This window comes from Tepidibacter sp. Z1-5 (assembly GCF_037844525.1).
Classification (GTDB): domain Bacteria; phylum Bacillota; class Clostridia; order Peptostreptococcales; family Peptostreptococcaceae; genus Tepidibacter_A.
The window spans coordinates 23,656-50,162 of the sequence record NZ_JBBMMD010000040.1 but is presented as its reverse complement, the minus strand read 5'-3'; the positions used below and the strand labels follow the sequence as shown (position 1 = coordinate 50,162).

Annotated in this window: 20 protein-coding genes and 1 other RNA gene; 20 read left to right on the top strand and 1 reads right to left on the bottom strand. The window is 29.5% G+C overall.

Annotated features, from left to right (window positions below; translation table 11 throughout):
- Positions 1-135 precede the first annotated feature (135 nt).
- The 3 genes from hslO to WJW32_RS10215 all read left to right on the top strand — a co-directional run bounded on the left by hslO (position 136) and on the right by WJW32_RS10215 (position 5,144).
- Entirely contained in the window at positions 136-1,014 is an 879-nt protein-coding gene (hslO, locus tag WJW32_RS10225) for an Hsp33 family molecular chaperone HslO (RefSeq protein ID WP_340257956.1), read from the top strand.
- 152 nt (positions 1,015-1,166) lie between these two features.
- Positions 1,167-2,369, top strand: a complete 1,203-nt coding sequence (gene megL, locus WJW32_RS10220) for a methionine gamma-lyase (protein ID WP_340257954.1) — start codon at positions 1,167-1,169, stop codon at positions 2,367-2,369.
- A gap of 678 nt (positions 2,370-3,047) precedes the next feature.
- The gene (locus tag WJW32_RS10215; RefSeq protein ID WP_340257952.1) at positions 3,048-5,144 is read left to right on the top strand and encodes a tetratricopeptide repeat protein; all 2,097 of its coding nucleotides are present in this window, start codon (positions 3,048-3,050) and stop codon (positions 5,142-5,144) included.
- 966 nt (positions 5,145-6,110) lie between these two features.
- On the opposite strand, the gene safA is transcribed toward WJW32_RS10215, so the two are convergent.
- Positions 6,111-6,731: a SafA/ExsA family spore coat assembly protein gene (gene safA, locus WJW32_RS10210; protein ID WP_340257950.1), complete on the bottom strand. Its 621-nt coding sequence runs from the start codon at positions 6,729-6,731 to the stop codon at positions 6,111-6,113.
- Between the two features lie 233 nt (positions 6,732-6,964).
- Between safA and rpoN the strand changes: the two genes are divergently transcribed.
- From rpoN to WJW32_RS10125, 17 genes are all read left to right on the top strand, one after another.
- On the top strand, positions 6,965-8,305 hold the full coding sequence (gene rpoN / locus WJW32_RS10205; protein ID WP_340257948.1) for an RNA polymerase factor sigma-54: 1,341 nt from the start codon (positions 6,965-6,967) through the stop codon (positions 8,303-8,305).
- Positions 8,306-8,498: 193 nt separating this feature from the next.
- Positions 8,499-9,521, top strand: coding sequence for a sugar-binding transcriptional regulator (locus WJW32_RS10200; RefSeq protein WP_340257946.1), 1,023 nt, complete (start codon positions 8,499-8,501; stop codon positions 9,519-9,521).
- A 52-nt stretch (positions 9,522-9,573) separates the two neighbouring features.
- Complete coding sequence (gene gap / locus WJW32_RS10195) at positions 9,574-10,578, top strand: type I glyceraldehyde-3-phosphate dehydrogenase (RefSeq protein WP_340257944.1); 1,005 nt, start codon at positions 9,574-9,576, stop codon at positions 10,576-10,578.
- A gap of 144 nt (positions 10,579-10,722) precedes the next feature.
- Positions 10,723-11,922 carry a phosphoglycerate kinase gene (locus WJW32_RS10190; RefSeq protein WP_340257942.1) on the top strand — a complete coding sequence of 400 codons (1,200 nt, stop codon included), beginning with the start codon at positions 10,723-10,725 and terminating at the stop codon, positions 11,920-11,922.
- Between the two features lie 20 nt (positions 11,923-11,942).
- Positions 11,943-12,689: a triose-phosphate isomerase gene (gene tpiA / locus WJW32_RS10185; protein WP_340257940.1), complete on the top strand. Its 747-nt coding sequence runs from the start codon at positions 11,943-11,945 to the stop codon at positions 12,687-12,689.
- Between the two features lie 13 nt (positions 12,690-12,702).
- A complete protein-coding gene (gene gpmI, locus WJW32_RS10180) occupies positions 12,703-14,229 on the top strand; it encodes a 2,3-bisphosphoglycerate-independent phosphoglycerate mutase (RefSeq protein WP_340257938.1) in 1,527 nt (508 codons plus the stop codon).
- Between the two features lie 50 nt (positions 14,230-14,279).
- Positions 14,280-15,569 (top strand): phosphopyruvate hydratase, encoded by a 1,290-nt coding sequence (eno, locus tag WJW32_RS10175; RefSeq protein WP_340257936.1) that lies wholly within the window; start codon positions 14,280-14,282, stop codon positions 15,567-15,569.
- Between the two features lie 247 nt (positions 15,570-15,816).
- A complete protein-coding gene (secG, locus tag WJW32_RS10170; RefSeq protein WP_340257934.1) occupies positions 15,817-16,044 on the top strand; it encodes a preprotein translocase subunit SecG in 228 nt (75 codons plus the stop codon).
- Between the two features lie 177 nt (positions 16,045-16,221).
- Positions 16,222-18,240, top strand: a complete 2,019-nt coding sequence (locus tag WJW32_RS10165) for a sodium-translocating pyrophosphatase (protein WP_340257932.1) — start codon at positions 16,222-16,224, stop codon at positions 18,238-18,240.
- Positions 18,241-18,330: 90 nt separating this feature from the next.
- Positions 18,331-18,741, top strand: coding sequence for a PspC domain-containing protein (locus tag WJW32_RS10160; protein WP_340257930.1), 411 nt, complete (start codon positions 18,331-18,333; stop codon positions 18,739-18,741).
- Between the two features lies 1 nt (position 18,742).
- Positions 18,743-18,916, top strand: a complete 174-nt coding sequence (locus WJW32_RS10155) for a LiaF transmembrane domain-containing protein (RefSeq protein ID WP_340257928.1) — start codon at positions 18,743-18,745, stop codon at positions 18,914-18,916.
- Between the two features lie 147 nt (positions 18,917-19,063).
- Positions 19,064-21,184, top strand: a complete 2,121-nt coding sequence (rnr, locus tag WJW32_RS10150) for a ribonuclease R (RefSeq protein ID WP_340257926.1) — start codon at positions 19,064-19,066, stop codon at positions 21,182-21,184.
- A 123-nt stretch (positions 21,185-21,307) separates the two neighbouring features.
- Entirely contained in the window at positions 21,308-21,766 is a 459-nt protein-coding gene (gene smpB, locus WJW32_RS10145) for an SsrA-binding protein SmpB (protein WP_340257924.1), read from the top strand.
- A gap of 5 nt (positions 21,767-21,771) precedes the next feature.
- Positions 21,772-22,122: a transfer-messenger RNA gene (gene ssrA, locus WJW32_RS10140) on the top strand.
- Positions 22,123-22,527: 405 nt separating this feature from the next.
- The gene (locus WJW32_RS10135) at positions 22,528-23,952 is read left to right on the top strand and encodes a CheR family methyltransferase (RefSeq protein WP_340257922.1); all 1,425 of its coding nucleotides are present in this window, start codon (positions 22,528-22,530) and stop codon (positions 23,950-23,952) included.
- A complete protein-coding gene (locus WJW32_RS10130; RefSeq protein WP_340257920.1) occupies positions 23,939-24,427 on the top strand; it encodes a chemotaxis protein CheW in 489 nt (162 codons plus the stop codon). Before WJW32_RS10135 ends, WJW32_RS10130 begins: the two co-directional genes overlap by 14 nt.
- Positions 24,428-24,452: 25 nt before the next feature.
- Positions 24,453-26,495: a methyl-accepting chemotaxis protein gene (locus tag WJW32_RS10125; protein ID WP_340257918.1), complete on the top strand. Its 2,043-nt coding sequence runs from the start codon at positions 24,453-24,455 to the stop codon at positions 26,493-26,495.
- Positions 26,496-26,507: the final 12 nt, after the last annotated feature.

Genomic DNA, 26,507 nt, shown 5'->3' with positions numbered 1-26,507 from the left:
ATAACATAATTGACTGCCTATTATTTAGATGATATACTTTTTCCCTGATAAAGTGAAACTTAATATCAGGGAATTTTAATATGAAATTAAGTTATAATATTTTCAATTATAGATAATATTCGTAAGGAGGCAAATATGAAAAATTACATAATTAGAGCGAGTGCTGGAAATCACAGTATAAGAGCTTTTGCCGCATATACTACAGATATGGTAGAGACGGCTAGAAAGATACATAATACAACTCCGGTTGCAAGTGCTGCACTTGGAAGAACTTTAACTGCTACATCTATGATGGGTGTTATGATGAAAAATGAAAATGATAAATTAACAGTTCAGATAAAAGGTGATGGACCTGTGGGCAATATAGTTATAGTTAGTAATTCAAAGGGAATGGTAAAGGGATATGTATCAAATCCTTTTGCTGACGTTCCTCCTAAGTATGCTGGTAAGCTTGATGTTGGAGCTGCTGTTGGAACACAAGGAACTATAACTGTTATAAAGGATTTAGGTCTTAAAAAACCATATATAGGTTCATATCCGTTAGTAAATGGAGAAATAGCAGAGGACTTTACTGCATACTATGCATATTCAGAGCAACAACCATCTGCAATAGCTTTAGGTGTATTAGTTGATACTGATTATTCAATAAAAGCATCGGGAGGGTTTATAATTCAGCTTCTTCCTGATGCTTGTGAAGAAAGCATACAGATATTAGAAAAAAACTTATCAGATATGAAGCCTATATCAACTTTAATAGCTGAAGGAAAAATGCCAGAAGATATATTAGATATAGTACTGGAAGGTCTTGATCATGATATTCTTGATAAGTATGAGGTTGGATTTGAGTGTGATTGTAGCAAGGAAAGATTTGAAAGAGCACTGATTAGTATAGGTAAGAAGGATTTAGAAGAAATACTTGAGACTGATAAAAAGGCAGAACTTACTTGTCATTTTTGTAATACAAGTCATCAGTTTGATGAGGTTGATTTAAAAAAACTTATAGATAGTATATAAGAGTAAATATTGAGTCAGATAGAATTTTTCTATCTGGCTTTTTTAGATTTGTTGATAAAATTTAAAAGATTCAAACAAATCTAAAAATACAGACTAATCCCCTTGTAAGTGGATAAATTAACATGTAAAATATTATATGGAGGGGATATAATATGAGTAATTATAATTTAAAGAAAGCTGGTTTTTCTACAAAGACTATTCACGCTGGTCATAAGAAGGATATTGTATCAGGAGCTTTAACTACTCCTATATATCAAACATCTACTTTTGTATTTGATAATGCAGAGCAAGGTGGAAGAAGATTTGCACTTGAGGAGCCAGGATATATATATACAAGACTTGGCAACCCGACTTCTACACAATTAGAAGAAAAAGTAGCAACTCTTGAAAATGCTGAAGCTTGTATGTCTACAGCTTCAGGTATAGGAGCTATATCATCTGCACTTTGGACTGCTTTAAAAGCTGGAGATCATATAGTTGCGGATGAAACTTTATATGGATGTACTTTTGCACTTTTAAATCATGGACTTACAAGATTTGGTGTGGAAGTTACTTTTGTAGATGCATCTAATGCAGATAATATTAAAAAAGCTATGAAGGATAATACTAAGGTTGTATACATAGAAACACCTGCTAATCCAACTTTAAAGGTTGTTGATATTGAAGCAGTAGCTAAGGTTACTCATGAAAAAGAAGATTGTATATTAATGGTTGATAGTACGTTCTGTACACCTTTTATTCAAAGACCTATTGAACTTGGAGCTGATGTTGTAGTGCACTCTGCTACTAAATATTTAAATGGTCATGGCGATGTTATAGCAGGATTTGTAGTAGGAAAGCAAGAGTTTATAAATAATGTTAGATTATTTGGAGTAAAGGACATGACAGGAGCAGTTCTTAGTCCGTTTGATGCATACTTAATAATAAGAGGATTAAAAACTTTAGATGTAAGAATGAAGAGACACTGTGAAAATGCAATCGAAGTTGCAAAATTCTTAAAAAATCATGAAGCTATAGATAAAGTATATTATCCAGGATTTGAAGATCATGAACAATATGATATAGCTAAAAAACAAATGGACATGCCAGGTGCTATGATAGCTTTTGAAGTTAAGGGTGGAATAGCTGAAGGAATAAAATTCATAAACAGCCTTGAACTTTGCACATTAGCAGTTAGTTTAGGAGATTGCGAAACATTAATTCAACATCCAGCATCTATGACTCACTCTCCGTATACTCCAGAAGAAAGAATGCAAGCGGGAATAAGTGATGGACTTGTAAGATTATCAGTAGGTCTTGAAGATGTAGAAGATATAATAGATGATTTAAAACAAGGATTAGATAGATTATTATAATAAAAAAGAATATAAGTATATAAAGAAAAGATGTGCCAATTAAAGGCACATCTTTTTTAGAATAACAAATAAAGATATTTAGATTCTGTGGGTTATCTAAAACTCTCTATAAAAATACCGCTCATGCAACGATATTTTGAATACAACTAAGCCTTTGTCTTATTAATAATTCTAAAATTTGCGAACTCCCTATGGTCAGACACGCAAATTTCTTAACGCATTATTAAACGACAAAAACTAAGTTATATTAATCAAAATATCTAAAAGCATTCACTAACATTTTTATAGAGAGTTTTAAATTGTAATTATTATATTATAAAATTAAATCTTGCCTCAATATTTTTATCATGCAAAAAAGATAAGAAATAATTCTACTTCTCTTGATAACCCTTTAATTAATTTATATGGTATAATTTTCCTATGCAATTGAAATTGATACTATAAATAATGTCTATAATGGGAATTTGTTTTTTTATATAGTCAAATAGATGTATAAAAAAAAGAAATAACAGTTAATGAGTTTGTATCAGAATATAAACATAGAATTGATGAAGAAGCAGTTTGATGTATTAGAAAAGAAAGAATTCAGCACTATAGGTTGTAAAAGTACAGTAAATACCAAATACAAAGAGTTAATATATAATTAGAATATGTAGTTTGGAATGGAGAGATTTAAAAGTGAATATACCAAAGATTTTTATATCCTATTCGTGGAATGATAAAGAGATTGTAGATAAAATTGACAAAGATTTTCAGATGATGGGAATAAGATTTATTAGAGATGAAAGAAATCTAAATTTTAAAGATAGTATTAAGGAATTTATGAAAAATATTAGGAATGCTGACTATGTGATTATGATAGTAAGTAGTAGTTATTTAAAATCAAAGAATTGTATGTATGAGGTTTTAGAATTTACAAAAGATGAAAATTATAAAGGAAGGATATTGCCTATTATTTTAGATGATGCTGAAATTTTTCAGATAAGAGGTAGACTTAAGTACATAAAACATTGGGAGGAACAACTAAATCAATTAAAAAATGAAGTAAGTGGATTAGATATTTTGAATAGTATTCCAATATATGAAGAAATAAAAATAATCGAACAAATTTCTCGATTAATTGCTGAATTTATGAATCAATTATCAGATATCAACTCTATACCATTAAATAAATTAATGAAGGACAAGTATAAACAGATTTTAGATTTTATAAAATTTGATAACTATCAATTGATAGAGGAACTAATAAATATATCATTCATTAAAGATAAAGAAGAAAAACAAGTATTAGTAGATTCATTTATTGAGAAATATAATAATTATTCTTATGGATATTTATATAGAGCTATTTTTTTATATGAAGAAGAAAAGTTTAAAGTTGCAAAAACAAATTTTTTAAAAGCTATAGAATTAGATTCTAGCAATATATTGGCATATTATAATTTAGGAAATACACAGGTTAAGTTGAATGATTATAAAGCCGCAAAAAAATGTTATGAAACAGTTTTGAAGTTAAATGCAAATCATAAAGATGTACATAACAATCTAGGAAATATTTATTGTGATTTAAAATTATACGATGATGCGAAAAGAATGTACAAAAAAGAGATTGAATTATATCCTGAATCAGTTAACGCTTACTATGGATTAGCATTACTATATGAGGAACTGAAAGAATTTAAAAAGGCATTAGAGATTATTAAAAAAATAATCAATATAGAACCAAATGATTACGAAATATATAAAATAATGGGAAGTGTTTATAGCAGTATGGGTAATTATGAAGAGGCTGAAAAACAATATAAAAATGCAATTAATATCAATTCTAATTATGATGATGTATATAATGATTATGGTGTTTTACTTTATAAAATGAAAAGATATAAAGAATCAAAAGAACTTTGTGAAAAAGCGATAAATTTAAATCCATATGAATATATGTATTATAATAATTTAGCTAATTCATTAAGTGAATTAGAATTAGTAGGTGAGGCTATACAAGTTTATAAAGCTGGAATACGGTTTAATCCAAATAAAGCAGAATTATACTCTAACTTGGCAACAGCATTACAAAAATCTAATTATATAGATAATGCTATTAAAAATTATAAAAAGGCTATAGAATTAAACCCTAATTTGGCTGAAGCATACAATAATCTTGGAGCTATCTATATTAAATTAGAATCCTATAAAAAAGCTATTAGTTATATTAAAAAAGCTATTAAAATAAATAAAAATTTTGCATCAGCTCTTTTAAATTTAGGAAATGCTTTTTTAAATTTAGGAAAATATACTGAGAGTGTTCAAGCATATAAAAAATACATTAAATTAGACAGTAGTGATTTTGAAGTATATTTTAAATTAGGAAATGCTTTATATGAATTAAAAGAATTCAAAAAGTCTATAGATATGTATTTAAAGTCTATAGAGATTAATCCTAATTATATCCATTCAAACTTTAACATTGCAAATACTTTTTATGCAATAAATAATATAAATGAAGCAATTAAATATTATGAAAAAGTTATCTCTATAGATCCACTACATATTGATGCATATAATAATTTAGGTACTATGTTTTGTATTTTAAAAGAGTTTAAAAAAGCTAAAAAATGTTATAAAATGGCAATAAAAAACAAGCCTGATTTTGCTTTAGGTTACTACAGCTTAGCTACAACCCAATATATGTTAGGTGAAAAAGAAGAAGGCGATAGAAATAATGAAATAGCTATCTCTTTGGATAAAAGCTTTGGAGAACCCCCTTTTAAAGCTTAAGCATAAAAAAAATAAGTATAAATGAGGGGAACTTATTTTTAATAAAATTCTTATTAGATATTGTATATAACTAATATCATTAGAAGGAGTTATTAATATATTCCCCATGGCAACACCAATCAACATCTAATACAAATAAAATACTCAAACATAATATCTATAGGCTGCTTTTGCACCAAAACCAACTACCATTAAAATCAAGCTAATGAGCTTATTTAAAAACGTGTTATGTACACTGATGAATATATATTATACTGGGACTAAACGATTAAAAAAATATATATCAATCAAATAGAGTAAATTGGTGAATCAGAAATGTTTAAAGGGCCTCGTTATAATGGATTAATTGAAAAGTCATCAAAAAAGTTTTCAATGATGAGTTTCTTAATCAAAATATGAATGAATATGTTGAATTGCACAAAAAAATAGAACTAAATATTAATAAAGATTTAACTTATATATGTAAGAATATCATAATGGATATTGAAGGATGAAAGAATCAATATTTAAATCAAGATAATTAGATTAAGGTATTTATATATGCATCGCAGATTTATACTCATTTAGATTTGCATGATACTTGGTTAAAACATTATACAAATTTTACTACAACTTTAACTTAACATTAGGCTAATAACATGAAGTTGGTTACATGTACTTAAATATTTATAATGGGCATGGAATTAGTAGTAAATAATACGTATATAAATCTATTTGAGAGAGAATATGATTTATAAAATACATACCAAATAAAGGGTATTAAAATGTTAGTGAATGATTTAAATGTTTTTGTATAAAACTTGCATTACATCGATTGAATATCCGTTAAGAAAGTTCGTTGTTTGAACAGAGTGAGTTTAGAACTTTTAGGATATTCAATAAGATGTAATGCTTAGTTTTATAAAAATATTTAACACATTCACGGTATTTTAATACCCTTCATTTTTGCTCAAAGCACAAAATTATTTAAGGTCTTATAAACATTTGAGTCCAATATTTTGTTCCGTTAGACTTAGTAGCAAGACCTACTCCTATTTGAGTAAAATTAGGAGATAATATATTTTTTCTATGTCCTGGAGAGTTCATCCAAGAATTCATAACTTCAGCAGCTGTTTTTTGACCATAAGCTATATTTTCTCCTGCAGTTGAGTAACTTATACCAAAGTTTTTCATCATATCAAATGGACTTCCATAAGTTGGTGATGTATGAGAAAAATAGTTTTTATTTATCATATCTTGAGATTTATATCTTGCAACTCTTGATAATTCCCAGTTTTGAGTAAGTGGGCTTAAACCATTTTTTGATCTTTCTACATTTACAAGTCTTACAACTTCATTTTCAATAGCTTTTACATCATTGATTTGAGGAATGGTAAGCTTATCTCCTGGATATATAAGTGCTGGATTTTTAATGTGAGAATTAGCACTTATTATTTCGGATAATCCAATTTCGTATTTTACAGCAATTTTCCACATGCTATCACCTTTAACTACTGTATAAACAGTATCGGCATAAGATATGCTTGCACAACCGAATATCAATAAAAACACAAAGCTTAAAACATGTAATCTAAAATTTTTAATCATTTTATAGCCTCCTTATAAAACGGAAAAATGTTGAACTTTTAATTAGTATGTCAAAAAAACTAGATTTTATAGTAAAATATATATATCAAAAATTTCAAGAAAGGCAAATAAATGGAATTTAAAACAAACAAAAGGCAAATAAATACAGTGATACATATTAAATTGAAATCAAATAAATTTTTTTTGATATAATAATATTATTAAATATGAGTTTAACGTAAAGGGGGATTTTTATGAAAATAAATTTTGGTTTAGAATTAAATCAAAGTCAAAAGTTAGTTCTTACAAAACAATTAAAACAGTCTTTAGATATATTAAATATGAGTACTCAAGATTTAGAAGAAGTTATATCTAAAGAAAGAGAAGAAAATCCTGTTATAGAGGTGGATAAAAATGATAATATAGATTGGGAAAAATATATAGATAATATAAATAATAGAACCTATAATCAAGGAAGTTCAGTAAATTATGACAATGAAGATTATAATTTAGAAAATATGATTAAATACAATATGAATTTATATGAATATTTAAAAAATCAAATAAATTATTATGATTTAAATAAAAAAGACAAAGAAATAGCTGAATATATAATAGATTCAATAGATGAACACGGATATTTTAAAAGCGATATAGAGGAAGTCTCAAATACATTAAAAATAACTAAAGAAAATCTAATGAAAAACTTAAAGGTAGTTCAGACTCTTGAACCAAGTGGTATAGGAGCCAGAAATATAGAAGAGTGCTTAATGATTCAATTAAGAGAAAAAAATATACAAGATAATGTTTTAGAAAATATTGTTGAAGATGATTTGAAATTATTAGCAGATAAAAAATATAAAGAAGTGTGTAAAAAATATAAAATAAATATGGAAAAATGTGTTGAAATAGTAAATGTAATAAAAATGTTAGATCCAAAGCCTGGAAATAAATATACTTATTCGAAAAATAATTATATAACACCAGATGTTATAGTCGAAAAAATAGGAAGAGAATATGAAGTCTATCTAAATGAAAAAAATACTACTCATATAAAGATAAATAAATTTTATGAAGAAATATTAAAAAATTCTCAAGATGACGAAAATGCTAAGCAGTATATAAAAGAAAAATTAAATTCTGCATTTAATTTAGTTAAGAATATAGAAAGTAGAAAAAATACTATACTTAAAATTTCGAAAGAAATAGTAAAGTATCAATATGAATTTTTTGAAAATGGAAATAAGTATTTAAAGCCATTAATATTAAAAGATATAGCTCAAAATTTAGAAATACATGAATCAACAGTTAGTAGAGGTGTAAATGGAAAATATATAGTAACTCCGCATGGAATGTTTGAGTTAAAGTACTTTTTCAGTAGTGGACTAAAGCAACAAGAAGATATAGCATCTACTAGTATAAAAAATATAATAAAGGAAATAATAAACTCTGAAGATAAGAAAAAACCATATAGTGATTCAAAGATATGTACTCTATTAGAAATAAAGGATATAAATATATCTAGAAGAACTGTTGCAAAATATAGAGAAGATCTAGGTATAAGATCATCTTCTAAAAGAAAAGAATTTTCTTGAAAATTAAAAATAAAATAAAAAAAATAATATTATTTCAAAAAAATATTGAAAAAATTTCTATGTTGGTATAGAATTAAAACAAGAGGTGGGACTAAAAAAAATCATAGGGACTTTTTAGTTCCCACTAAAAAAATAGAAGCACAGGGACATAAAATGAACACAGGGACCAAAAAAGCCTAAGAGGTATGAGCTTATGAAAAATTTGATACAAATTCAGAAAAAAATAATGCCTGAGATTTTAGATGTTATGTATAGAAGATACAAAATATTAAATCAGATATCATTAAATGAATCCATAGGAAGAAGATCTCTTTCAAATAAATTGGATTTAAGCGAGAGAGTAGTTAGGTCAGAAGTTGAATTTTTGAAAAAACAAGATCTTATAAAAATATATACTTCTGGAATGAGCATAAATGAAAATGGACTCAATCTGCTTAATGATTTGAAGATATTCATGGATGAAATAATGGGTATTTCTGAGTTAGAAGAAAAAATAAAGAAAAAACTAGGCATTAAAAAAGTTATAATACTACCTGGAAATGCTGATGAGGACTCTCTTGTTATAAAAGATATAGGTAAAGCAACTTACAAATATCTTACTAAAATAATAAAAAATAACTATATAATAGGAGTCACTGGCGGAAATACTATGCTTGAGTTTGCTAATTGCTGTCATGAAACAAAAAGATATGAAAATATTTTGGTAGTTCCAGCTAGAGGAGGACTTGGCAAAGAGGTAGAAACACAATCAAACAATATAGCTGCAATAATTGGGAAGAAGTTTGGAGGAAACTATAAACTTTTACATGTTCCTGATAATGTAACTGAAGAAACTATAAATAGATTAATATTAGAACCTGAGATAAATAAAACTTTAAGCCATATACAAAATGTAGATGTTTTAGTATTTGGTGTTGGAAGAGCAGATGATATGGCAAGAAGAAGAAAGATGCCTGATTCTGAATACCAATATATAATGTCAAAAGAAGCTGTAGGTGAGGCTTTTGGGTATTATTTTAACAGAGATGGCGAAATAATATATGAGACTAGTACTATAGGTATAAAGCTTGAAAATTTCAAAGCAATAAGAAATACTATAGGAATAGTTGGAGGAAGTAGAAAAGCAGAAGCAATACTTGCTATTTCAAAGATAAAAAAGGATTTAGTATTAGTTACTGATGAAGGTGCTGCAAATAAAATATGTGAATTGATTTAATACAATAAATTAATTCATAATTTAAAATATAAATTAACTAGGAGGAATAAACATGATTAAAGTTGCTATTAATGGATTTGGAAGAATAGGTAGATTAGCATTAAGAACAATGCTTGATAAAAGCGAATTTGAAGTGGTTGCAATAAATGACTTAACAGATGCTAAAACATTAGCTCATTTATTAAAGTATGATTCAGCTCAAGGACGTTTCAATGGAGAAATAGAAGTTAAAGAAGGAGCTTTTGTTGTAAACGGAAAAGAAATAAAGGTAACTGCTGAAGCTAACCCAGAAAACTTACCTTGGGGAGAAATAGGAGTAGATGTAGTACTTGAGTGTACTGGATTCTTCGCTGACAAAACAAAAGCAGAAGCACACATCAAAGCTGGAGCTAAGAAAGTTGTTATATCTGCACCAGCAACAGGTGACTTAAAAACTGTAGTATTCAATGTTAACCATGATATATTAGATGGATCAGAAACAGTTATATCAGGAGCTTCTTGTACTACTAACTGTTTAGCACCAATGGTTAAGGTATTAAATGATAAATTTAACTTAACAAAAGGATTTATGACTACTATACATGCTTACACTAATGACCAAAATACATTAGATGCACCACATAGAAAAGGAGATCTTCGTCGTGCTAGAGCTGCTGCTGCTAACATAGTTCCAGGATCAACAGGAGCTGCTAAAGCTATAGGTCTTGTTATACCAGAACTTAAAGGTAAATTAGACGGAGGAGCTCAAAGAGTTCCAGTAATAACTGGTTCATTAACTGAACTTGTTTGTACACTTGAAAATAAAGTGACTGCAGAAGAAGTTAACGAAGCTATGAAGGCTGCTGCTAATGAATCATACGGATATACTGAGGAGCCATTAGTATCTTCTGATATAATTGGAATGCATTTCGGATCATTATTCGATGCTACTCAAACTAAGGTTATGGAAGTTAATGGAGAGCAATTAGTTAAGGTTGCTTCTTGGTATGATAATGAAATGTCATATACAGCTCAATTAATAAGAACTTTACAACACTTTGTAAATCTTTCAAAATAATACTATAATTTGAGTTTTAAACAAGTCCGGGTTTGTAGTGTATACTACGGACTCAGGACTTTTTATATTTGAATCAAAATGTAAAAAAGTATAACATTTTTATGAAAATGTGATATACTTTATAGCGAAAAGGAGTTGTATATTATGTCAATGTTAAATAAAAAGACTATAGAAAATATAGATGTGAACGGAAAAAAAGTATTAGTAAGATGCGACTTTAATGTACCTTTAAAAGATGGAGTTATAACTGATGAAAATAGATTAGTAGGAGCTTTACCTACTATAAAGTACTTAATAGAAAACGGAGCAAAAGTTATTTTATGTTCTCACTTAGGTAAGCCAAAGGGAGAAGCTAAGCCAGAGCTTTCTTTAGCTCCTGTAGCGAAGAGATTATCAGAAATGTTAAATAAAGAAGTTGTATTTGCAGCAGATGATAATGTTGTAGGAGAAAATGCTAAAAAAGCAGTTGATGATATGAAAAACTCAGATGTAGTTTTACTTCAAAATACTAGATATAGAAAAGAAGAAACTAAAAATGAAGAAAACTTCTCAAAAGAATTAGCATCTTTAGCAGATGTATTTGTAAATGATGCATTTGGAACTGCTCATAGAGCTCACTGTTCTACTGTTGGAGTTACTGAATTTGTAGAAACTAGCGTATGTGGATACTTAATTCAAAAAGAATTAAAATTCTTAGGAGAAGCAGTTGAAACTCCAGTAAGACCTTTTGTAGCAATACTTGGAGGAGCAAAAGTTTCTGATAAGATAAATGTTATAAATAACTTACTTGAAAAAGTAGATACATTAATAATTGGTGGCGGAATGGCTTACACATTCTTAAAAGCACAAGGATATGAAATCGGAACTTCTTTACTTGAAGAAGATAAAATGGATTATTCAATAGAAATGGTTAAAAAAGCAAAAGAAAAAGGAGTTAAATTATTACTTCCAGTTGATCATATTACTGGAGAAAAGTTTGATAAAGATACAGCTCCTGTTGTTACAGAAGATGAAAACATAAAAGAAGGATTTATGGGGCTTGATATAGGACCTAAAACTGCAAAATTATATGCTGATGCTGTTAAAGAAGCTAAAACAGTTATATGGAATGGACCTATGGGAGTATTCGAGTTTGAAAACTTTGCAAAAGGAACTGTAGAAGTTGCTAAAGCTATGGCAGATGCAGATGCTACAACTGTAATTGGTGGCGGAGACAGTGCTGCTGCTGTAAATATATTAGGCTTTGGAGATAAAATGACTCACATATCTACTGGTGGTGGAGCTTCACTTGAATTCTTAGAAGGAAAAGAGCTTCCAGGAATAGTAGCTTTAAATAATAAATAATTTAAAAGGGGAGTGTAGTTATGAGAAAACCTATTATTGCAGGAAACTGGAAAATGCATAAAACTATAAAAGAAGCTGTTGAATTTGTTAATGAAGTTAAATCTGAAATAAATGGAACTGATGTTGAAGCAGTTATTTGTGCTCCATTTACATTACTTAAGGATTTAAAAGAAGTTTCTAAAGGAACTAATATTAAAATTGGTGCTCAAAATATGCACTTTGAAGAAAATGGCGCTTTTACTGGAGAAATATCTCCTCTTATGTTAAAAGAGATAGATGTTGACTATGTTGTAATAGGTCACTCTGAGAGAAGACAATACTTCAATGAAACTGATGAAACTGTAAATAAAAAGGTTATAAAAGCTTTAGAATACAAAATAAATCCTATAGTATGTGTTGGTGAAACTTTAGAAGAAAGAGAAGCTGATAAAACTAAGGATATAGTTAAAGTTCAAGTTGAGAAAGCTTTAGTAAACATAGATGAAAAAGATATAAAGGATATAGTTATAGCTTATGAGCCGATATGGGCTATAGGTACAGGAAAAACATCTAGCAGTAAAGATGCTAATGATGTTATCTCTTATATAAGAGAAGTTGTAGCTAATGTGTACTCTGAGGAAACTGCAGAAGAAGTTAGAATACAATATGGTGGAAGTGTTAAGCCAGCTAACGTAGAAGAAATAATGAATGAATCAGATATAGATGGTGCTTTAGTTGGTGGAGCTAGTCTTCAACCAAAAGATTACGTAGAACTTGTTAATTTCTAAGGAGTTGATAGACATGAAAAAGCCTACAGCTTTAATCATATTAGATGGTTGGGGTATAAATAATTCGGATTTAGGAAATGCGATAAAACAAGCTAAAACTCCTAATATGAGTGAATATGCAACAAAATATCCTTGTACTTCAATACAGACGAGTGGAGAATACGTTGGACTTCCAGATGGTCAAATGGGAAATTCAGAGGTTGGACACTTAAATATTGGAGCAGGAAGAATAGTATACCAAGAGCTTACTAGAATAACTAAATCTATAAAAGATAAAGATTTCTTTAAAAATGAAGAATTATTAAAAGCTATGAATAATTCAAAAGAAAACAATAGAAATCTTCATATAATGGGTCTTTTGTCTGATGGTGGAGTACATTCTCATATAAATCATTTAAAAGGACTTTTAGAATTTGCAAAAAAAGAAGGTCTTGAAAAAGTATACGTACATGCAATCTTAGATGGAAGAGATACAGATCCTAAAAGTGCAGTTAAATATATAGAAGAAATAGAATCTTATATGAAAGAAATAGGAGTAGGTAAAATAGCTACTGTTTCAGGAAGATACTATTCAATGGACAGAGATAATAGATGGGAAAGAATCGAACTTGGATATAACAGCATGGTATTATCTGAAGGAGAAACAGCAAACAGTGCAAAAGAAGCAGTTGAAAAAGCATATAATGATGATAAAACTGATGAATTTGTACTTCCTACTGTAATTCTTGAAAATGATAAGCCGATAGCTAAAATAGAAGAAAATGATTCAATCGTATTTTTTAACTTTAGACCAGATAGAGCAAGACAAATAACAAGAAGTATAGCATCAAGAGAATTTGATGGATTTAAAAGGGATTATATAGATACTGTATTTGTTTGTATGACTCAATATGATATAACTATAAAAGAGGTAAATGTTGCATTTAAGCCACAAAAACTTAGTAATACATTGGGTGAATATTTAAGTTCTAAGGGTATAAAACAACTTAGAATTGCAGAAACTGAAAAATATGCTCATATTACATTCTTCTTTAATGGAGGGGTAGAAGATCCTAATGAAGGAGAAGAGAGATGCTTAATACCATCTCCTAAGGTTGCAACATATGATTTAAAACCTGAAATGTCAGCCTATGAAGTTACAGAAAATTTACTTCAAAGACTTGATGAAGATAAGTATGATTTTATAGTTTTAAATTATGCAAATCCAGATATGGTAGGACATACAGGAGTTATAGATGCTACTGTTAAAGCTGTTGAAACTATAGATGAATGTCTTGGAAAAATCATAGACAAGATAGTTTCATTAGGTGGAAAAGCTATAATAACAGCAGATCATGGAAATGCTGAGCATATGTGTGATGAAAATGGAAATACAGTTACTTCACATTCTACAAATGAAGTTCCATGTATATTTATAACTGATGAAGATGTTAAGTTAAAAGATGGAGGTAAACTTTGTGATTTAGCACCTACTTTACTTGACACTATGAACATACAAAAACCTGAGGAAATGACTGGTAACAGTCTTCTTATAAAGTAAAATATAAAAATACTACAATAAATTTGTTAATTTAGAGAGGAGAAACAAATATGAGTTTTATTCAAGAAGTATACGCTAGAGAAATATTAGATTCAAGAGGAAATCCAACTGTAGAGGTTGAAGTAATGCTTGAAAGTGGAGAAGTAGGAAGAGCAATAGTTCCATCTGGAGCTTCTACTGGAGCATTTGAAGCTGTTGAACTTAGAGATGGAGATAAAGGAAGATACTTAGGTAAAGGAGTTACTAAAGCTGTTGACAATGTAAACAACATAATAGCTCCAGAACTTGAAGGTATGAATATATTTGATCAAGTAGGAATAGATAATCTTTTAATAGAGCTTGATGGAACTAAAAACAAAGGAAAATTAGGAGCTAATGCAATACTTGGAGTTTCTATGGCTGTAGCTAGAGCTGCTGCTGAAGAATTAGGACTTCCATTATTCCAATATATTGGTGGGGTAAATGCAAAGCAACTTCCAGTTCCGATGATGAACATATTAAATGGTGGAGAGCATGCTGATAACAACGTTGATATTCAAGAATTCATGATTATGCCTGTTGGAGCTTGTTGTTTCAAAGAAGCTTTAAGAATGTGTGCTGAAGTATACCATAACTTAAAGAAAGTATTACAAGAAAAAGGACTTGGAACTGGTGTAGGTGACGAGGGAGGATTTGCTCCAAACTTAGCATCAAATGAAGAAGCTTTACAAGTAATAGTTGAGGCTGTTAAAGTTTCTGGATACGAGCCAGGAAAAGATATTAGAATAGCTATAGATGCAGCTGCTACAGAGTTCTATAACAAAGAAACTAAGAAGTATGTATTAGCTGGAGAAGGAAGAGAATTATCTGTTGAAGAAATGGTAGATTTCTACGCTAGCTTAGTTGAAAAATATCCAATTATATCTCTTGAAGATGCATTAGACGAAGATGATTGGGATGGATGGAAGTTACTTACTGAAAAATTAGGTAACAAAATTCAATTAGTTGGAGACGATTTATTCGTTACTAACACTGAAAGATTATCAAAAGGTATAGAAAATGGTATAGCAAATTCTATACTTATAAAGCTTAACCAAATAGGAACTTTAACTGAGACTCTAGATGCTATACAAATGGCTAACAGAGCTGGATACACAGCTGTTATATCTCATAGATCAGGAGAAACTGAAGATACTATTATAGCTGATTTAGCTGTTGCACTTAATGCAGGACAAATCAAGACTGGTGCTCCTTGTAGAACTGATAGAGTTGCTAAGTACAACCAATTATTAAGAATTGAAGAAATAGTTGGTGAAGTAGCTCAATATCCTGGAATGAAAGCTTTCTTTAACTTAAAATAATTAAAAATGATAGGGAGGATATATATCCTTCCTATTTTTATTTACTCTACATTATAAAAACTTGGATATATGCATACTATTGATTAAAGAACTGTAGTATCAACTATTTTTGAGCAACGGAGCCTGTTAAGGATCGTTGGCGATATGAGTCACCGCGTTAGCGAGTAGTCGAATTTTTTATTGAATGATTAATTTATATATGTTAAACTAACTATATTAATTTAGCTTAAAATCAAGGAGGTGTAGCATGAAAACTTTTTTAATGGTAATTCAATTTATAAGTAGTATAGTGTTGATTGTAAGTGTATTGCTTCAATCAGGAAAAAGTGCAGGTCTTTCTGGAAGTATAGCAGGAGGGGCAGAACAAGTTATAGGAACTAAAGCAAGAGGTTTAGATGCTTTATTTTCAAAGGTAACATCTGTTTGTGCAACTTTATTTATAATAGTGGCATTAGCATTAGTTGCTATACAATAATTTTATATAGTGTTTAATTAAAAATGACGCTTATTAAAATACCTTATAAGGTATTTTAATAAGCGTCATTTTTAATTTTTAAGGAAATTATATATCATAATAGGACAAATAAAATAATATAAACTTAATATAGCTATTTAAAAGCTAAAATAAATCTTGAAGGGGGATGTTGAGAGAATGATCTCATATGCCGGCATTGCATCGATTTCAGGTATTATAGCCTTGATATTTGCATTTATACTAGCAAATAAAATTAACAGGGTAGAGGTTGGTACTGACAGGATGAAAGAAATTTCTTCGTATATACAAGAAGGTTCAATGGCTTTTTTGACTAGAGAGTACAAAAGTTTGGTTTTATTTGTAGCAGCTATATTTATAGTTTTATGTTTATTTATAAACCCACTTACTGGAGTATGTTTTTTAGTAGGAGCGTTATTCTCTACATTGGCAGGTTTTTTTGGTATGAAAGTTGCAACAAAAGCAAATGTAAGAACTGCAAATGCAGCCCAAAAAGATGGAATGAACAAGGCACTAAGCATTGCATTTTCGGGTGGTGCTGTGATGGGAATGACAGTAGTAGGTCTTGGTATTTTAGGAATTGGTTTTTTATTTCTAATTCTTTGTAAGTTAGGAAATAATCCATCTGAATCAGCAAAGATACTTACAGGATTCGGTCTTGGAGCATCTTCGCTTGCCTTATTTGGGCGTGTTGGAGGAGGAATATATACAAAGGCTGCTGATGTAGGAGCAGATCTCGTAGGTAAAGTAGAAGCAGGAATACCAGAAGATGATCCTAGAAATCCTGCTGTTATAGCTGATAATGTAGGGGACAATGTAGGAGATGTTGCAGGTATGGGTGCTGATTTGTTTGAATCATACGTAGGATCATTAATAGCTGCTATAACACTTGGGCTTATAGCATACGGTATAAATGGAGCTATATTTCCTTTATTATTATCCGCAGGAGGGATAATAGGAAGTATAGTAGGTACATTCTTTGTAAAGTCAGATGAAAAGAGTGATCCTCACAAAGCACTTAAAATGGGAACTTATGTATCGTCAGTTTTAACTATGGGTTTTGGAATTGTATTATCCAATAATTTATTAGGAGATTTTAAGGGTTTTTGGGTAGTGTTAATAGGTATAATAGTTGGAATGTGTATAGGTCAATTGACTGAAATATATACATCTGGTGACTATTCTCATGTACAAAAAATTGCGAATCAATCTGAAACAGGACCTGCTACGACTATAATATCTGGTCTTGCAGTTGGAATGAAATCTACATTATGGCCTATAATGGTTATGGCTTTTGGAATATTATTGGCTTATTCTGTTTTGGGTATTTATGGAATAGCACTTGCATCTGTAGGTATGTTATCAACTGCTGGAATGACAATAGCTGTAGATGCTTATGGACCTATAGCTGATAATGCAGGTGGAATAGCAGAAATGTGTGAACTTCCAAGTGAGGTTAGAGATATCACTGATAAACTAGATTCTGTTGGAAATACTACAGCGGCGATTGGAAAAGGATTTGCTATAGGATCAGCAGCACTTGCAGCACTTGCTTTATTTGCATCATATACAGCAGCTGCAAACCTTAGTGGAATAGATATAACTAATCCTGTAGTTATATCAGGTATGTTAATCGGTGGTATGCTTCCGTTTTTATTCTCATCAATGACTATGGAGGCTGTAGGGAAAGCTGCTTTTGAGATGATAGAAGAAGTTAGAAGACAGTTTAGAGAAATGCCTGGAATAATGCAGGGAACTACAAAGCCAGATTATGCAAAATGTGTAGATATATCTACAGCATCTGCTTTAAAGCAAATGGTATTACCTGGAGTTCTTGCGGTATTATCTCCTGTATTAGCTGGATTATTACTTGGAACAGAGGGTCTAGGAGGTCTTTTAGCTGGGGCATTAGTATCGGGAATACTTATGGCTATAATGATGTCAAATGCAGGTGGTGCATGGGATAATGCAAAAAAATATATAGAAGCAGGAAATCATGGAGGTAAAGGAAGTGAACCTCATAAAGCAGCTGTTGTAGGAGATACAGTAGGAGATCCATTCAAAGATACATCAGGTCCATCTATAAACATTTTAATTAAGCTTATGACTATAGTATCTTTGGTATTTGCTCCATTATTTGTTCAGTATGGAGGAATATTACTAAAATTATTAAAATAAAGGTTTATATATCCAAAAGAACTGTATATTATATTAATATACAGTTCTTTTGCTATTAAAAGGAAAATATATTGAGAAAGGAATGATTTCATGGATAAAAAAGTTTATAGATCTTTAGATGATAAGGTTTTAACTGGAGTTTGTGGAGGATTGGCAAAATATTTTGATATTGACTCAACTATAGTTAGAGTTTTATGGATATTAGCATTCTTTGCAGGTGGATTAGGAATTTTCGCTTATATAATATGTGCAGTTATAATACCACAAGAGACCTTTAGTGAATATAATATTAATAAACACAAATATGAAGAAGGTGTATCTAGATATGATACGGATAAATCTAGAAAAAATAAGATTGTATTTGGAAGTATATTAATTTTAATAGGTGTTTTTAGCTTGATAGACGAGTATTTATACTGGATAAAGATAGAAAAATTGTGGCCTATAATTTTTATTGTAATTGGAATATATATTATAGTAAAAAAACAGGGAGATGGTTAATGTGAACAGAGGTGGAGTGATTTGGGGTATATTTTTTATGGTTTTAGGAGTAGGATGGACTTTAGAAAATTTTAATATTATAGATGTATCTACAATAGATATATTAGTTAAGTTCTGGCCATTAATACTAATAAGTATAGGGGTTGACATTATTTATAAAAACAGAAAAAAATGATGTATTAATATATAAAAAAATGATATCATAAGGTTTAGTGTTAAAATTTACATTATTAATAAATTATTAATAATTAGTATTTAAAATAATAATAAATGGAAAAGATATTAATATAATTAAAATTTTAATTTTAATAGGAGGTATTAGATGGTACCAGGAATGAAAGAGACATTACTTAAATTTATGAAAGAAAATGCATACAATCCTTTAACAAAAGAGGATCTTTCAAATATATTTGATATACACCCGGCTGAAAGAGCTATGTTTTATAACTTTTTAGATGAACTTGAAGAAGAAGGAGAAATATATAAGACTAAAAAGAATAGATATGGTCTTCCTAGCAAAATGAATTTATTTGTTGGAAGAATTCAAATGCATCAAAGAGGATTTGGATTTGTAGTATCAAATGAAGAGGGAATAGGGGATCTGTTTATACCAGCAGAGCATTTAAATGGAGCTATGCACAATGATAAGGTTGTAGCTAGAATAATGGAAACGGCAAAAGAGAGTAGACGAGCAGAGGGAGAAGTTATAAAAATAGTTGAAAGATCTATTAAGACTGTGGTTGGAGTTTATGAACCTAACAAAAACTTTGGATTTGTAGTAGCAGACAATAAAAGGTTTACAAGGGATATATATATACCAAAAGCAGAATCTTTAAGAGCAACCTATGGAGATAAGGTGGTTTGTGAAATAACTCAGTGGCCTCAAAAAGGAAGAAATCCAGAGGGTAAAATAATAGAGGTATTGGGTAAAAAAGGTGAAAAAGGTGTAGATATACTATCTGTAATCAGGGAACTGGGATTACCAGAAGAATTTCCTAATAAAGTATTAGCAGAAGCTCAAAAAATAGACAATGAAGTACCTAAAGAAGAGATACAAAGAAGAGTAGATTTAAGAAATATAACTACTTTTACTATAGATGGAGCAGATGCTAAGGATTTAGATGATGCTGTATCAATAGAAGTGCTTGATAATGGGAACCACAAATTAGGAGTTCATATAGCTGACGTAACTCACTACGTTAAAGAAGGAAGTAAGCTTGATAAAGAAGCTTTAAAAAGAGGAACTTCTGTATATTTAATAGACAGAGTAATTCCTATGCTTCCAACTAAATTATCAAATGGACTATGTAGTTTAAATCCTAATGTAGATAGACTTACTTTATCTATATTTATGGAAATAGATGATAATGGTAATGTTGTAAATCACGAAATAGTTGAATCTGTAATAAATACTAAGGCTAGAATGGTGTATACAGATGTATCTGATATACTTGAAAATGAAGATGAAGAACTTATAAATAAGTATAACGACTTAGTAGAAGATTTTAGAACTATGGAAAAACTTGCAAGAATATTGATGAAGCGAAGATCATCAAGGGGTGCTATAGACTTTGATTTTGCAGAAGCTAAAATAATACTTGATAAGAATGGAAAGGTATTAGACATTAAGAAATATGAAAGAAGAATAGCTAATAGAATTATAGAGGAATTTATGCTTGTCAGCAATGAGACAGTAGCAGAGCATTTTTTCTGGCTTAAAATACCTTTTGTTTATAGAATACATGAAACTCCTAACTCGGAGAAAATAGAGCAGTTTAACAAGTTTGTAGCAACATTTGGATATCATATAAAAGGAGACTTGGAAGTAGTACATCCAAAGAGTTTACAAATGCTTTTACATGAGATTAAAGGTAAAAATGAAGAAATGGTTGTTTCTACACTTATGCTAAGATCATTAAAGCAAGCTAAATATTCACCAGATTGCTCAGGACATTTTGGGCTTGCTGCAAAATATTATTCTCATTACACATCACCCATAAGAAGATATCCAGATCTTCAAATACACAGAATAATAAAAGAAGCTATAAATGGCAAAATAGATGATAAGAGAATTCAATCTCTTAAAAAAATCGTTTCGTATTCAGCAGATCAGTCATCTATAAGAGAAAGAGCAGCAGATGATGCTCAAAGAGAAGTAGAAGATCTTAAAAAAGCAGAGTATATGGCTGATAGAATTGGAGAGGAATTTGAGGGAAGAATATCTAGTGTAACATCATTCGGTATGTTTGTAGAGGTAGAGAACACTGTAGAGGGTCTTATACGACTTTCTAATTTAAATGATGACTATTATATATTTGATTCTGATAACTATGTTTTAATTGGAGAACACACTAAAAAAACATATAAGATAGGAGATGCTTTAAAAGTTAAAGTGTCTAGTGTTAATATAGATTTTAAAGAAATAGAACTTACAATAGTATAAAATTTGCCTCATGATATAAAAAAAGACTTGAGTTTAAAAGCTCAAGTCTTAATGTTGACAATTAACTTGGCATATGGTATTATTATTTTTACAATAAGTATTGAAGTATTAAGAGGTGAGAATATGGGTGAACCAAGCAAAACTTTAGCATCAAATAGAAAAGCTAGACATAACTACTTTATAGAGGAAGTCTATGAGGCTGGTATCGAACTTAAAGGTACAGAAGTTAAGTCTATAAGAGCAGGTAAACTGAACTTAGCAGAAGGATATGCTTCTATTGATAATACAGAGGTATTTTTAAAACAAGTTCATATAAGCCCATATGAGCAAGGAAATATATTTAATGTAGATCCTCTTAGACCTAGAAAGTTATTACTTCATAAACAGGAAATAAGAAAACTTATTGGACTTATAAACCAACAAGGATACTCACTAGTACCTCTTAGTGTATATTTAAAAAGAGGTAAGGTTAAAGTATCTATAGGCCTTGCAAAAGGTAAGAAGCTTTATGATAAGCGCCATGATTTAGCTAAAAAAGATGCTCAAAGACGTATTCAAAGAGAAATGTCGGGCAAATACTAAAACATGGGGGCGTAAAGGTTTCGACGGGGGTTTGGAACTTGAGGTAGCGAGTCATGTTTCTCTAGAGCATGTAAAAACTAGGGACTAAATATAAACGCAAACGATAATTACGCTTTAGCGGCTTAATATAGCTGCTCGTTCTACCTAACTTGCCCACGAGTTAGAATAGAACGTCATTGAAGTGGGGAACTATCTTTAGGGTTGCCTTGACTAAAGACGGATAAATTGAGGCTGGTCGATCTTAGAGCCCGCTACTAGGCGCTAGGAAAGACGAGAACTTAATATAGTAGATACACTCGTAGAAGCTTTAGGGAAAGAGCTTTCGGACAGGGGTTCGACTCCCCTCGCCTCCACCAATTGGGATTGTAACCGTACAGAGAAATTTGTACGGTTTTTTAATGCAAAGATTTTTGTTTGCAGATGTAGTTAAATAGGATTTCTAAGCTCCGAAACATAATGATGTAAAAGGTGAATTAGATATTAGATTTAGTGAAAAATAATCTCATATGATTACTATCTGAGAATGATTTCTATAAATCTAAATACACAATCGTACTGAAGTGATTTAGTATGGTTTTTTTAGTTTTTGTAGAATACTAAAAAAACATTTATGAAGCATTTAATATGATATATAATAAAAAATATATATTATATATCATAAAAAATATATATTATATATCATAAAAAATATATATGATATATAATAAAAAATATAGTAGTAACTATAAATTAAAATTTAAAAGTTAAGTAGAGGGATAAAAATGACCAATAATATTTCAAAAAATGTTCTTCATAAGATAAATAAATTCATAGAAACAAGGTTTGGTTTATACTTTACAGAAAAAAGATTTAAAGATCTTTCAAGAAGTATATCTAATGCAGCAAAACAAAAAAATATTGGTCTTGAAGAATATACAAATTTAATACTTTTAAATAAATTGTCTAAGGAAGATCTCAAAAATCTGGTGACTTGTCTTACTATTGGGGAAACTTATTTTTTTAGAGATAAAAAATTATTTGATTCAATGAGACAAAGAATATTGCCAGATATAATTAATGAAAGAAAATATGGAAGTAAACATTTGAAAATTTGGAGTAGTGGTTGTTCTTCTGGGGAAGAAGCCTATTCAATAGCAATTTTAGTTAAGGAACTTATTCCTGATTATAAAAATTGGGATATTGAAATTATTGCTACGGATATAAATCATTCATCTCTTAGTAAGGCTAAAAAAGGAATATATAGTGAGTGGTCTTTTAGAGGTGTAGACTTAGGTATTAAAAGTAAGTATTTTATTAGAATGGATGATATGCGTTATAAAATTAAGGATGATATACTAAAACTTGTGAAATTTCATAGTTTAAATTTGGCTGATTCAACTTATATACTAGATGGCAATATTATCAAAAATATGGATATTATATTTTGTAGAAATGTTCTTATATATTTTAGTAAATATCAGGTTAATAAAATAATTAATCGTTTTTATAATAGTACTGTAAATGGAGGTTGGCTTGTTGTAGCACCTACTGAAAGCTTATTTCTTAATAATAGTTCTTTTAGATCTGTAAATATTAATGACATGTTTTTATATAATAAAAGCATTAAAAAGAATAATCCAGTAAAGTTATTTAACAATAACATCTTTGACAATAATTCTATAGAAAAAGAATTAGTTATACAAAATGAAATGAGAACATATCAGAGTGATTTAGAGTTTAATGGTGATATTACAATAAAAAGTGAAGAGGAATTACCAAAGGATGATAAAATAAATGTACAAGAGCTTGAAATAATATCTCGTTCTCTTGCTAATGAGGGAAGACTTGAAGAAGCTATTGAATGCTGTAAAAAGGCTATTTTTATTGATAAAATAAATCCTTTTTATTATTATCTTCTTGCTAGTATTCAGCAAGAGCAAGGAAATATTAGCGAAGCTATTATAACATTAAAAAAAGTCATTTATCTTGACTCAAATTTTATTATGGCTTATTTTGATTTAGGAAATTTAAATTTAAAACAAGATAAACATATTCAAGCATTTAAAAATTTTAAAAATGTGATTGCACTACTTGATAATTTTAATGAGGAGGATATAGTTCCTTATTCAGAAGAAATGACAGTAGGGGGTTTAAAACAAATGATTAAAAATATAGATTATAAGGGAGTATTTTATGGAAAAAAATAAGGGGGAAGGAAGATTTAAAAGTACTGAAATTCTAGAATTTGTGCTAAATGATGATGGTTCAAGTCAAAAATATGCAGTTGAAGTTGCATATATAAATGAGGTATATTCTATAAAAAATGTTACTATGCTTCCCTGTACACCTGCTTTTATAGTAGGAATAATGAACTTTAGAGGGAAAATAATATCGGTAATAGATATAAGAAATTTTTTAGGCTTTACTATGAATAAAATAGATGCAGATAATGTGAAAAAAGTAATTGTTATAAATATGAATGAAATAGAGTTAGGAATAGCTGTTGACGAAATTCTAGGGTGTAAGGATATTCATTTATCAGAAATACAAAAAAATATTTCAACTATAACAAATTTTAATACTTACTATTTTGAAGGAATAACAAAAGAAAGAAGTATTGTTTTAGACATAAAAAATATCATGATGGATGAAAAAATTATTGTCAATGAAGATGTAATTTAATCATTTGAAGGGGGAAAATGTAAATATGATAAAGAAAGAGTTTATTAAAAGCTTAAAAGGAAAGTTAATAATATATTTTTTGCTACTAGCTATTATACCGGCTGTGATTATAGGTGAATTAAGTTATTATAATTCAGAAAAATCGTTACAAAAAGAGGCTGCTGCCCAACTTACTTTTATAAGAGATACAAAGAAAAAAGAAATAGAAAATTATTTTAAAGTTAATCAAGATAGAATTAATTACCTGGCACAGGAACCATCTGTTATAGAGGCTATGGAAGCGTTTATTAAAACTGGATTAAATAGCAGTTCTTACAATGGTGTGCATGAAAAATATAGTCCTACATTTACAAATTTTGTTGATAAACTAGGGCATGGAGATGTATTGCTTGTAGATTCAAGTGGTAATGTTTTATATTCAGCATTTAAAGAAGCGGATTTTGGGACAAATCTTTTGACTGGACCTTATAAAGATACAAATATTGAAAAGGCATATGAAACTGCAATAAATAGTAACGATAAAAATTTTACAACAATTACAGATTATGAATTCTATAGCCCTTCTGATGAAAAGCCAATCTTAGGTATAGCTTCGCCTATTTTTAAAGGTGATAAAAAAATTGGTGTTCTTATTTTTAAAGTGGGAACAGATAAAATAGATGAAATTGTATCGAATAATAATAAATGGGAATCGTTAAATCTTGGTAATAGCGGAGAAGTTGTTTTGATTGGACGAGATTACAAATTACGAAGCAATACTAGATTTGTGGAAGATGAGGAAGATGAAAAAATAAAGGCAACAAAATGTGATATACTTTTAAAGGAAATAAAAACAAAAGGAACAGACGCTGTAATGAATGGAAAGACGGATGTTGATACATATTCTGATTATCATGGTATTGAATCGATTGTTGCATATACTCCATTAAATATTGATAATTTAAAGTGGGCTATACTTGTTAAAATAGATGAAGTTGAAGCATTCAAATCCGCACATAAATTAAAAAATATAATGATAGCTATATTAATATTTGCAGCGATATTAATAATAATATTTTCAGTTATTATATCTTCCAGTATTGCAACTCCATTGATAAAAATGGCGAATGTTGCTTCAAGAATAGCTAAGGGAGATTTAACTGTTGAAGTAGACGAAGAAAAACGATCAGATGAAATAGGAACTTTGACAAAAGCCATTGGTAATATGCTAAACAATCTTAGAGAACAAACAAGAGAAACTAGTAATGTAATAAATGTACTTGCAGCTTCTGTGAATGAAATTACAGTTTCACTTACTCAAGTTACAACAGGAGCAGCTCAAACTTCTTCAGCAGTTAGTGAAACAACAGCAACTGTTGAGGAAGTAAAACAGACTGTATATGTATCAAGTGAAAAGACAAAAAACGTTTCAAATAGCGCAAAGAAATCACTTGAAATATCAAAAGTGGGAAGTAAAGCAACAGAAGATACATTACAAGGGATGAATGTTATTAATAGTCAAATGCAAGAAATTGCAGAAAGTATAATAGCCTTAAGTGAGCAAAGTCAAAATATTAGTGAACTTATAGAGAGTGTAGATAATATTTCTGAACAGTCTAATATTCTTGCTGTAAATGCTTCAATAGAAGCAGCTAAAGCAGGAGAACATGGAAAAGGATTCTCTATAGTGGCACAGGAAATTAGAAATTTGGCAGAACAATCAAAACAAGGTACAAAGCAGATAAGAAATATATTAAGAGATATACAAAAAGCTGCGAATACGGCAGTAATGACAACAGAAAAAGGTATAAAGCTTGTTGATGCAGGTATGAAACAAGCAGGTGAAGCGGGTTACTCTATACATCAACTTATGGAAAATATAAATATATCTGCACAGTCAGCTATACAGATAGAAGCATCTAGCCAGCAGCAGTTGATTGGAATGGATCAGGTTGCAATTGCAATGGAGGGCATAAATGAGGCTAGTATTCAAAATGTTGATAGCATGAAACAACTAGAAGAGGCAACGAATGGACTTCAAGAAATGGGATATAGACTTAAGCAGTTAAATGAAAAATACAAGGTTTAGGGAAGAGAGGAT